This is a genomic window from Pseudonocardia nigra (genome assembly GCF_019396355.1).
GTDB classification, from domain to species: Bacteria; Actinomycetota; Actinomycetes; order Mycobacteriales; family Pseudonocardiaceae; genus Pseudonocardia; species Pseudonocardia nigra.
In genome coordinates this window covers 1-10,438 of record NZ_JAHKRK010000251.1, presented here as the reverse complement: position 1 = coordinate 10,438, position 10,438 = coordinate 1, and the positions used below count along the sequence as shown (strand labels likewise).

Sequence of the window (10,438 nt, the reverse complement as noted above, 5' to 3'; positions counted from 1 at the left end):
CGGGCTGCTGCTCGGCGGCGTGGCCGTCCCGTTGCTGGCCGCGGCCGCCGGGCGCGGCCCCGGCCGGCGGCGCGCCGCGGCGCGCGCACAGCTGTCGACCGCGCTCGTCGACGCCGTGCACGGCGCGCCCGACCTCGTCGCGTACGGGGCGATGCCCGCCGCCGTGGCGCGGGTCGAGGAGGCCGACGCCGAGCTCGCCCGCGTCGCCCGCCGCGACGCCGGCCTGCTCGGGCTGGGCGCGGGCGCGTCGGCGCTGGTCGCCGGGCTGACGCTGTGGGGCACGCTGCTGCTCGGGGTGGCCGCCGTCGAGGACGGGTCGCTCTCGCCGGTCCCGCTCGCCGTGCTGGTGCTGACGGCGCTCGCCGCGTTCGAGATCGTCGCCCCGCTGCCGGGCGCGGCGGCCCGGCTCGGCGCGGTGCGGGCCGCGGGCGCGCGGCTGTTCGACGTGCTCGACACTCCGCCCGCGGTGTGGGTGCGCCCGGGTGCGTCACCCGCCGGACCGGCCGGGCTGCGGATCCGAAACCTGCGGGTCCGCTACGCCGGCGCCGAGCCGTGGGCCCTCGACGGGCTGGACCTGGACGTCGCGCCCGGGGAGCGGGTCGCGGTGCTGGGCCCGAGCGGCTCGGGCAAGAGCACCCTCGCCGAGGTGCTGTTCCGCTTCCGCGACCCGGACGCCGGCACGGTGCTGCTCGACGGCGTCGACGTCACCACGGTGGAGCCGGACGCGGTGCGCGCCCGGCTGTCCGGCGTGCCCCAGGACCCGCACGTGTTCGCCGGGAGCGTCCGCGCGAACCTGCTGCTGGCCCGCCCCGACGCAACCGACGCCGCGCTGTGGGACGTGCTGCGGCGGGTGCGGCTGGACGCGGGAGTCGCGGCGGCGGGCGGACTCGCCGCCGAGGTCGGCCCGCACGGCGTGCGGCTGTCGGGCGGGATGCGCCAGCGCCTCGCGCTCGCCCGCGCACTGCTCGTCGACCCGCGCGTCCTGGTGCTCGACGAGCCGACCACGCACCTCGACCCGGAGACCCGCGACGCGGTGCTCGACGACCTTCTCGCCGCCGCCGACGGGCGCTCCCTGGTGCTTGTCACCCACGACCTCGCGCGTCTCGACCGGTTCGACCAGGTCGTCGTGGTCGTCGCCGGCCGGATCGTGGAACGGGGGACGCACACGGAGCTGCTCGCGCGCGACGGGTGGTACCGGGCGGCCGTGCGCGGCACCTCTCGCCCCGACCCCTCTCGGCCCGACTCCTCTCGGCCCGACCCCTCTCAGCCCGACCCCTCTCAGCCCGACCACAGTGACGATCTGTCACTGTCTCGGCGATAGGTTGCCCACCCGCCACCCCGACAAGATGAGGTTCTCCGTGCGTCGTCCCCGTCCCCTCGCCGCTGTGCTCGCGGCACTCGCCGTGGCCCTGGTCGCCTGTTCGGGCACCGGTACCCCGACCGAGGCGCCGCCGGTGTCCCAGGAGACGCTCGACGCGATCCAGCGCGACGGCGGCTGGACGTGGCAGGAGCAGGCGAACCGCCTCGAGCTGGGCGTCACGCACACCCAGGACAGCCTCGACTCCGAGGAGCCCGCCGAGGCGCGGCAGCGCGGGATGGACATCCTCGACGACAGCGCGATCTGGCAGAACCACCACCTCATGGGGTTCGGCACGCTGAACCCGGAGCCCTCCCCCGACGAGTACAACTGGGAGTCGCTCGACAAGCGCATGCAGCTCACCGAGGAAACCGGCGGGCGCACGGTGCTCACGCTCTGCTGCGCGCCGGACTGGATGAAGGGCGGCGTCGCCGGCGAGACCAACTGGAAGGAGCTGGAGACCGCTCCCGAGCCGGAGTTCTTCGACGAGTTCGCCGAGCTGTCGGCCCTCGCCGTGGCGCGCTACCCGCAGATCGAGCGGGTGCTGGTGTGGAACGAGCTGAAGGGCTTCTACCACGCCGACGAGAACCGCTGGGACTACGAGGGCTACACCGAGCTCTACAACAAGGTCTACACCGCGGTGAAGGAGGTCCGCCCGGACGTCCAGATCGGCGGCCCCTACGTGGTGCTCACCAGCCTCGACCCCGGCTCGCCCGACTCGTCGGATGTGCGCGGGCCGTGGGGTGTGGCCGACCAGCGGGCGCTCGACGTCATCGAGTACTGGCTGGCCAACAAGGTGGACGCCGACTTCATCGCCGTCGACGGCTCCACGCAGACCCGCCAGGAGACCGTCCCCGACCTTGCGGCCGGCGCCCAGAAGTGGGCCGACCTGACCCGGTGGATCCGCGAGCGCACCCCGCTCGCGATCTGGTGGGCCGAGTTCTATCCCGACGTGCCCGAGGGCGCCGGCGCCGGGCCGGACAGCACCGCCAGCGCGGCTGCCACGCTCGCGGCCGTCGGGGCCTACGCGGAGTCCGGTGTCTCGGTCGCGCTCCTGTGGGGCCCGCAGGGGCACGGCCTGGGGTACGCGGCGCTGTGGACCGACAGCACCCTGCCCGACGGCGGGCGGCCCACCCCGCTCACCGAGCCCTGGCAGTGGCTGATGCCGCGACTGGCCTCGGGCGACGTGGAGATCGGGCACTCGTCGACGCTGCCGCTGCTCGCGTTCCGGGCCCCGGACGGGATGCTCGTGGTGAACCTGACCGGGGAGGACGTCGAGGTCGCGCCCGGCACCGAGCCGCTGCCCGGCTGGGCGATCGCGGTGACCAACCGGGCGTCCTGAGGGGTCCGCGGCGCGACGGACGGCGGCTGACCCGACGCGGCAGACTGATCAGCGTGACCGAGCAGTGGTGGCGCTCCGCCGTCGTCTACCAGATCTACCCGCGCAGCTTCGCCGACTCCGACGGCGACGGGATCGGTGACCTGCCGGGCATCGCCGGTCGTCTGGACCACCTCGCCGAGCTGGGCGTCGACGTCCTGTGGCTCTCGCCGGTCTACCCGTCGCCGCAGGACGACAACGGCTACGACATCAGCGACTACCAGGACATCGAGCCCGTCTTCGGCACCCTCGCCGACTTCGACGACCTCCTCGCCGGGGTCCACGGGCGCGGCATGAAACTGATCATGGACCTGGTCGTCAACCACACCTCGGACGCGCACCCCTGGTTCGTCGGGTCGCGATCGGGCCTCGACAGCCCCGAACGCGACTGGTACTGGTGGCGCCCGCCGCGCGACGGCGGCCCGCCGACGAACTGGGAGTCGGTCTTCTCCGGCCCGGCCTGGGAGCTCGACGAGACCACCGGCGAGTACTACCTGCACCTGTTCTCCCGCCGCCAGCCGGACCTGAACTGGGAGAACCCGCAGGTCCGCGAGGCCGTGTACGCGATGATGCGGTGGTGGCTCGACCGGGGGGTCGACGGCTTCCGGATGGACGTGGTCAACCTGCTGTCCAAGCCGGTCGCCGCGGACGGCTCGCTGCCGGACGGGCCGGTGCGCCCCGGCCACCGGTTCGGCGACTTCTGGCCGCTGGTCACGCGCGGCCCGCGGATCCACGAGTTCCTGCAGGAGATGCACCGGGAGGTGTTCGCCGCCCGGCCGGGCGCGTTCCTCACCGTCGGCGAGATGCCCGGCGTCACCCTGGAGCAGGCACTCCTCTTCACCGACCCGGCGCGCCGCGAGGTGGACATGGTGTTCCAGTTCGAGCACGTGCAGCTCGACCAGGGCGCCACCAAGTGGGACGTGCGGCCGCCGGACCTGCGCGCCCTCAAGGGGTCGCTCGGGCGCTGGCAGGACGGGCTCGCCGACACCGGCTGGAACAGCCTGTACTGGAACAACCACGATCAGCCGCGCGCGGTGTCGCGGTTCGGGTCCGACGCCCCGGAGCACCGGGTGGCCTCGGCGAAGCTGCTCGCCACGGTGCTGCACCTGCACCGCGGCACACCGTACGTCTACCAGGGCGAGGAGCTCGGGATGACGAACACGACGTTCGGGCGCATCGCCGACTTCCGCGACATCGAGTCGCTCAACCACCACCGGCACGCCCTCGAGGCGGGGCAGCCCGCCGAGGAGGTGCTCGCGGCGCTGCGCACGAAGAGCCGGGACAACGCCCGCACCCCCATGCAGTGGGACGCCTCGCGGCACGCCGGGTTCACCACCGGCACGCCGTGGATCCCGGTCAACGCCAACCACGCCGACATCAACGCCGCCGACCAGTGGGCCGACCCGGACTCGGTGCTGCACCACTACCGCGCGCTGATCGCGCTGCGCCACACCGAGCCCGCCGTGGTCCACGGCGACTTCACGATGCTGCTGCCCGACGACCCCGTCGTCTACGCCTTCACCCGCCGGCACGGCGAGGTGGAACTGCTCGTGCTGGCCAACTTCTCCGACGGCCCGGTGACCGCGGCGCTGCCCGACGCGGCCGCCTGGGACGGGGCGGAGCTCCAGCTCGGGAACCTCCCGGACGTGCCCTCCGAAGCGGCCTCGGCGCCACTGCGCGGGTGGGAGGCGCGGGTGCTGCGGCGGACCCGCACCTGACCTCGGCCGGGCCGGTGGCCGGACTCCGCCGATTACCCTGCCCCCATGAACGCGCTCGGGGCCGATCGCGCCGCGGCGGCCGAGCGGCCCGCCACGCTGCACGACCGCGTCCTCGACGTGCTCGGCCCGGCCATCGCCGCCGGTGATCTGCCCGCGGGAGCCGTGCTCACCCTGGAGGGCATCGAGGCCCGGTTCGGGGTCTCGCGCACGGTCGCGCGGGAGGCGGTGCGGGTCCTGGAGTCGATGGGTCTGGCCACCGGCAGGCGCCGGGTGGGGATCACGATCCAGCCCCGGGCGCTGTGGAACGTCTTCGACCGCCGGGTGATCCGCTGGCGGCTCGCCGGCCGGGACCGGCAGGCGCAGCTGCGGTCGCTCACCGAGCTCCGGGCGGCGGTGGAACCGGCCGCGGCGGCGGCCGCGGCCCACAACGCCACTGCCGAGCAGCGCAGCAGGCTCGAGGAGCTGGCCGCCGCGATGACGGTCTCCGGCGAGGCGGGCGACCTCGACACGTTCCTGGAGCAGGACATCGCGTTCCACCGGCTGGTGCTGCTCGGCTCGGGCAACGAGATGTTCGCCGCCATCGCCGACGTCGTCGCCGAGGTGCTCACCGGCCGCACCGTGCACCACCTGATGCCGCCCCGGCCCCGGCCGGAGGCCCTGCGCGGGCACCGGGACGTCGCGGCCGCGGTCGCCGCGGGCGACGCCGGCGCCGCCCGCGACGCGATGCAGCGGATCGTCGCCGAGGTGCTGGCGCGGGAGGGGCTCCCCGACCGGGAGCCCCTGCCCGCGCCGGAGGTCAGACGACGAGGCTGACGACGAACGAGAGCGCGAAGCCGATCAGACCGATGAGCGTCGCCATGACGGTCCAGGTCTTCAGCGTCGTCTTCTCGTCCATCCCGAGGAACCGGCCGACCAGCCAGAACCCGGAGTCGTTCACGTGCGAGAGCGCCGTCGCCCCGGACGCGATCGCGATCACCACGAGCGCGAGGTCGAGCGAGGACAGCCCGCTCTGCGCGACGACCGGGGAGATGAGCCCGGCCGTGGTGGTGAGCGCCACGGTGGCCGAGCCCTGCGCGACCCGCAGGCACAGCGCGATGATGAAGGCCGCGACGATCACCGGCAGCCCGATCGCGCTGAGGCTGTCGGCCAGCGCGCCGCCGATGCCGCTGGCCCGCAGCACACCGCCGAACATGCCGCCCGCGCCGGTCACGAGGATGATCGCGCACACCGGGCCGAGCGAGGAGTTGACGATCGACTCGACCTCGGACCGGCTGAACCGCTCGCGGCCCAGCACGATCATCGCGACGATCGCGGTGATGAGCAGGGCGATGGACGTCTGGCCGAGCAGACGCAGGGCGGCGACGGTGGAGTTGTCCCCGTCCACGACGCCCTCGATCGCCAGGGTGTTGAGGCCGGTGTTGAGCAGGATGAGCACCAGCGGCAGCAGCAGCAGGACCAGAACGGTGCTGAACCGCGGGGGCGCCGTACGCAGGGCGGTGCGGGTACCGGTACCGGTACCGCCACCGTCGCCGTCACGACCCTCGGAACGGTCCTCGACGCCGCCGAAGGCGTCCGGCACGGGGAGGTCGATGCGGCGCCCGACCCACAGGCCGAACAGGTAGGACGCGACGAACCAGGTGGGCACGCCGATGAGCAGGCCGACGATGAGCACGAGGCCGGTGTTGGCGCCGAGGAGTTCGGCGGCGCCGACCGGACCCGGGTGCGGCGGCACGAACGCGTGCATGGTGGCGAACGCACCGGCCGCGGGCATGGCGTAGAGCAGCAGGGAGCCGCCGAAGCGCTTCGCGACGCTCAGGATGATCGGCAGGAACACCACGAACCCGGCGTCGAAGAAGATCGGGAAGCCGAACAGCAGCGACGCGATGCCGAGCGCGAGCGGGGCGCGCTTCTCGCCGAAGCGGTTGACCAGGGTGTCGGCGAGGACGTTCGCGCCGCCGGTCACCTCCAGCAGCTTCCCGATCATCGCCCCGAGGCCGACGAGCAGTGCCACGCTGGCGAGCGTGTTGCCGAAGCCCTCGAGGAGGATGTCGGACACCTCCCCCAGTGGGATGCCCGTCGCCAGCGCGGTGAGCGTGCTGACGAGCACCAACGCGACGAACGCGTGCAGGCGCAGCACGATGATCAGCAACAGCAGCACTGCCACCGCCGCGACGGCGATCAGCAGTAGTGGCACGGTCCCGAGTGCGGGAACCACTTCGTCCACGACGGAACTCCTGAGGTCGGCTCGGATGGGGAGCGCGCCGACACTATGTCCAATGGTGATACCAAGGACAACCGGGTTCGACCAGGACACATCCCGACACAGGCAGTCGCGGAGCGGTCGCCGAGCGGCGTCAGGCCGAGGCCGTCGACCGCTCGTCCGGATCCGGCAGCACCGTGAGGGTGCTCGGCGTCCGCGGGAGGATCTTGGTCATGTAGGACTTCGCCGCGGCCGTTGTGCCGACGTCGCGGCCCGCCTTCTCCGACAGGAACCACCGGTGCTCGAGGATCTCGTGGAAGATCTCGGCGGGCTCGCGCCGGTCGGCCAGCGCCTCCGGCACCAGCGCCATCACGCGGTCGTAGACCTCGGAACGCCACCGGTGCGCCGCCACGATCTCCGAGATCGCACGCCCTTCCTTCTGCTCCAGGTAGCCGCGGTAGCTCTTCAGGTCGTTCAGCAGCCGGCGCGCCTGGTTCTCGGTGACCTGCAGCCCGGTGAGCGCGAAGAGGCGGTTGCGGGCCCTGCCGACCTCGGCGACCCGGGTGTGCACGCGCAGCCGGGTGCCTGCGTCGGTGGTGAGCAGCTCGATCTCGTCGACGTCGAAGCCGAGCTCGTTGATGCGGTCCACGCGCTCGGCCACGCGGTAGCGCTGCTCCTCGGGCTGGAACAGCTCCTCGCGGGTGAGCTCGTCCCACAGCGCGTAGTAGCGCCGCGGCAGCTCGGCCGCGATCTCGATCGGGTCCACGTCGGCGGGGAGGAGACCACCCGCCTGCAGGTCGAACAGCTCACCGCCCACCCGCTCGGCCGCGTAGGAGATGTCGAACCCGCGCTGTCCGTCCGACAGCGCCGCGTGCAGCTCCGCCGTCTCGGCGTCGACGAGGTACGCCCCGATGCTGCCCGCGTCCGGCCGGAACAGCGTGTTCGACAGCGAGCAGTCGCCCCAGAACAGCCCCGCGAGGTGCAGGCGCGCGAGCAGCTCCACCATGGCGTCGACCAGCTGGTCGGTGGCCCACGCCGCGGGGCCGTGGGAGAACACGTACCGGTAGGACATGGAGTAGTCGAGGAACCGGGTGACGAGCACCGCGTCGAGCTCGGGGCCACGCTCGACACAGACCCCGAGCACCGACACCGCGGGCATCCCCATCGACTCCAGCTCCCCGAGCAGCCGGTACTCCCGGCGGGCGAGCCGCTCGTCGATCTCCTTGAGCGCGTAGATGACGCCGTCGGTCTCGACGAACCGGACGACGTGCCGGGAGATGCCGCGGTGGGCCACCTCGAGGAGCCGGTCGTCGACCCACTCCTCGAGGGGCTTCTCCCACGGGAGCGACAGCATTCCGGTCGCGTGGGCCGCCGGCGGACGGAAGAGGAAGCGCACGCGCCCAGTATCGCCGGTGCCGGCGGCCCGGCGGGCTACGCCTTCGGGCCGCCCGCGACGTACAGGACCTGACCGGAGACGAACCCGGCGGCCTCGCTCACGAAGAAGGAGACGGCGTGGGCGATGTCCTCGGGCTGCCCGGCGCGGGCCACCGGGATCTGGGCGGCGCGCGCGGCGACGTAGGTGTCCCAGTCCTCCCCGATGCGCTCGGCGGTGGCCTTGGTCATGTCGCTGACGATGAAGCCGGGGGCGATGCAGTTGGCGGTCACGCCGAACTTGCCGAGCTCGATGGCGAGGGTCTTCGTGAAACCCTGCAGGCCGGCCTTGGCGGTGGAGTAGTTGGCCTGGCCACGGTTGCCGAGCGCCGAGGTGCTCGACAGGTTGACCACGCGCCCCCACTTCTGCTCGACCATGTGCTTCTGGACGGCGCGGGTCATGAGGAAGGAGCCGCGCAGGTGCACGCCCATCACGGTGTCCCAGTCCTGCTCGGTCATCTTGAACAGCAGGTTGTCCCGGGTCACGCCGGCGTTGTTGATCAGCACGGTCGGGGCGCCGAGCTCCGCGGTCACCCGGGCGACGGCCGCCTCGGCCTGCTCGGCGTCGGCGACGTCGGCGCCCACGGCGAGCGCCCGCCCGCCGTCGGCCTCGATCGCATCGACGGTGGCCTTGGCCGCCGCCTCCTCGAGGTCGAGCACGGCGACGGCGAGCCCGTCGGCGGCGAGCCGCCGTGCGGTGGCCGCACCGATCCCGCGGGCCGCTCCGGTCACGATCGCCACCCGGCCGCTGGTCGTGGCCACTCCGGCGGTGTCGGTCATCTGGTCCTCTTCCCGGTCGACATCGTTGGCACGGCGAGTCTTTCCCCTGCACGCCGCGGATGCCATCCCCGACCCTGTCGCGTCCGGCACACCCGGTCGTCAGCGGGCCGCGCACCCAGCCGCCGGCCCGGCGACGCCGGGGGTGGGCGTGCGCGCCTGCAGCACGACGCGGTCGTGCCGGCGCACTTGCAGCCGTCCACAGGCGCAGCGGCTGTAGACGATCACGCCCTGCGACGTGACGTGCCGCGAGACGACCTCGTAGGGCTCCTGCTCGGGCCACCCGCAGTGGCGGCAGCGCATCGTCGTCGGATCCTCCATACCGGCCAGCCTCGACCCGAGAATCCGTCAGGTCCAGTTCACATTTCTGCATGAAACCGTAGAATCCTGCTACATGATCGATTTACGCCGGCTGCACGTCCTGCGGGTCGTCGACCAGCTCGGCACCCTCACCGCGGCCGCGCACTCGCTGCACCTGACACCGTCGGCCGTCTCCCAGCAGCTGCGCCAACTCGCCCGTGAGCTCGACGTCCCGCTCCTGGAACCCGACGGCAGGCGGGTCCGGCTGACACCTGCGGCGCATGCGCTGCTCCGCCACGCCGACGACCTTGCGGTCCGATGGGAGCAGGCCCGCGGCGAACTCCAGACCTACGCCGAGCAGGCGGGCAGGCTGCTGCGGCTGTGCGGCTTCCCGTCGAGCCTGGACATGGTCGTCGCACCGGCCGCGGCGCACCTGCGCCACCACGCGCCGCAGCTGCGCGTCCGGGTCGCCGAGGTCGAGACCGCCGACGCGTTCGAACGCCTGCTGGCGGCCGACGTCGACATCGCCGTCGTCGTCCCGAACATGGGCGGGCCCGGCGTCAACGACCCGCGGTTCGAGCAGCAGCCACTACTCGACGAGCCCCAGGACCTGCTCGTCCCACTCGGCCACCCGCTCGCCGGGCGACCGGATGCGGCGCTCGAGGAGGCGGCGCACGACCCGTGGGTGCTCGCCGCGCCCGGCACCTGCGACCAGCACGAGCTCGCGATGGTGGCCTGCGCCGCCGCCGGGTTCAGCCCGGACGTCGTGCACGTGGTCAAGGAGTGGTCGGCCGTGGCGTCCGTCGTCGCCCACGGCCTCGGGGTCGCGCTGGTGCCCCGGCTGGTCCGGATCCCCACCGAGCTGCCGGTCGCACGGGTGCCGCTGCGCGACGCCCCGACACCACGCCGGCGCCTGCTCACGTGCACCCGGCGCGGCAGCCGGCAGCAGCGGCACATCGCGCTGGGCCTGGAAGCGCTCGACGCGGCGGCGCGGGCGGCCACGGCAAGCACCGCCCCGGCCGCGTGACCCGGTCTTTCCGCGCTGGACATCGCCATCCACGGTCAACCGGCTCGCCGCGTGGGCGCACGCCCGGCAGGCCCGGTTGCCGGCGGAGTTCGCCCGTCGCCGCCCCGGCGAATGGGCTGGTCGCGGGCTAGAGCGTGTCCCTTGGATCATGGGACGGGGTCGCGGAGCCAGATCCTGATCGAGGCGACGTCGATGGTTCCGCGGAACATGTAGTCGCGCTTGTCGTAGCGGGTGGCGACCGCGCGGTGGC

9 protein-coding genes are annotated in these 10,438 nt (G+C 73.2%); 5 read left to right on the top strand and 4 right to left on the bottom strand.

Annotated features, from left to right (window positions below):
* From cydC to KME75_RS36105, 4 genes are all read left to right on the top strand, one after another.
* On the top strand, nt 1-1,321 hold a 1,321-nt coding region (cydC, locus tag KME75_RS36120), incomplete at its 5' end, for a thiol reductant ABC exporter subunit CydC (protein ID WP_219419438.1).
* Nucleotides 1,322-1,346: 25 nt separating this feature from the next.
* Complete coding sequence (locus KME75_RS36115) at nt 1,347-2,699, top strand: hypothetical protein (protein WP_219419437.1); 1,353 nt, start codon at nt 1,347-1,349, stop codon at nt 2,697-2,699.
* Between the two features lie 53 nt (nt 2,700-2,752).
* Nucleotides 2,753-4,453, top strand: a complete 1,701-nt coding sequence (locus KME75_RS36110; protein ID WP_219419436.1) for a glycoside hydrolase family 13 protein — start codon at nt 2,753-2,755, stop codon at nt 4,451-4,453.
* Between the two features lie 45 nt (nt 4,454-4,498).
* On the top strand, nt 4,499-5,266 hold the full coding sequence (locus tag KME75_RS36105) for a FadR/GntR family transcriptional regulator (protein ID WP_219419435.1): 768 nt from the start codon (nt 4,499-4,501) through the stop codon (nt 5,264-5,266).
* On the opposite strand, the gene KME75_RS36100 is transcribed toward KME75_RS36105, so the two are convergent.
* The 4 genes from KME75_RS36100 to KME75_RS36085 all read right to left on the bottom strand — a co-directional run bounded on the left by KME75_RS36100 (nt 5,250) and on the right by KME75_RS36085 (nt 9,182).
* Complete coding sequence (locus tag KME75_RS36100) at nt 5,250-6,677, bottom strand: GntP family permease (RefSeq protein WP_219419434.1); 1,428 nt, start codon at nt 6,675-6,677, stop codon at nt 5,250-5,252. The genes KME75_RS36105 and KME75_RS36100 overlap by 17 nt on opposite strands.
* A 130-nt stretch (nt 6,678-6,807) precedes the next feature.
* Entirely contained in the window at nt 6,808-8,049 is a 1,242-nt protein-coding gene (locus KME75_RS36095) for a DUF4032 domain-containing protein (protein ID WP_219419433.1), read from the bottom strand.
* Nucleotides 8,050-8,084: 35 nt separating this feature from the next.
* Complete coding sequence (gene fabG, locus KME75_RS36090; RefSeq protein ID WP_219419432.1) at nt 8,085-8,864, bottom strand: 3-oxoacyl-ACP reductase FabG; 780 nt, start codon at nt 8,862-8,864, stop codon at nt 8,085-8,087.
* A 99-nt stretch (nt 8,865-8,963) separates the two neighbouring features.
* On the bottom strand, nt 8,964-9,182 hold the full coding sequence (locus tag KME75_RS36085; RefSeq protein ID WP_219419431.1) for a hypothetical protein: 219 nt from the start codon (nt 9,180-9,182) through the stop codon (nt 8,964-8,966).
* A gap of 73 nt (nt 9,183-9,255) precedes the next feature.
* On the opposite strand from KME75_RS36085, the gene KME75_RS36080 reads away from it, so the two are divergent.
* The gene (locus KME75_RS36080; protein ID WP_219419430.1) at nt 9,256-10,188 is read left to right on the top strand and encodes a LysR family transcriptional regulator; all 933 of its coding nucleotides are present in this window, start codon (nt 9,256-9,258) and stop codon (nt 10,186-10,188) included.
* Nucleotides 10,189-10,438 lie beyond the last annotated feature (250 nt).

Excerpts from the sequence above, each read along its gene's own strand:
- KME75_RS36115 (WP_219419437.1), top strand. The coding sequence starts at position 1,347 with ATGAGGTTCTCCGTGCGTCGTCCCCGTCCCCTCGCCGCTGTGCTCGCG.
- fabG (WP_219419432.1), bottom strand. The coding sequence starts at position 8,864 with ATGACCGACACCGCCGGAGTGGCCACGACCAGCGGCCGGGTGGCGATC.
- KME75_RS36080 (WP_219419430.1), top strand. The coding sequence starts at position 9,256 with ATGATCGATTTACGCCGGCTGCACGTCCTGCGGGTCGTCGACCAGCTC.
- KME75_RS36085 (WP_219419431.1), bottom strand. The coding sequence starts at position 9,182 with ATGGAGGATCCGACGACGATGCGCTGCCGCCACTGCGGGTGGCCCGAG.
- KME75_RS36105 (WP_219419435.1), top strand. The coding sequence starts at position 4,499 with ATGAACGCGCTCGGGGCCGATCGCGCCGCGGCGGCCGAGCGGCCCGCC.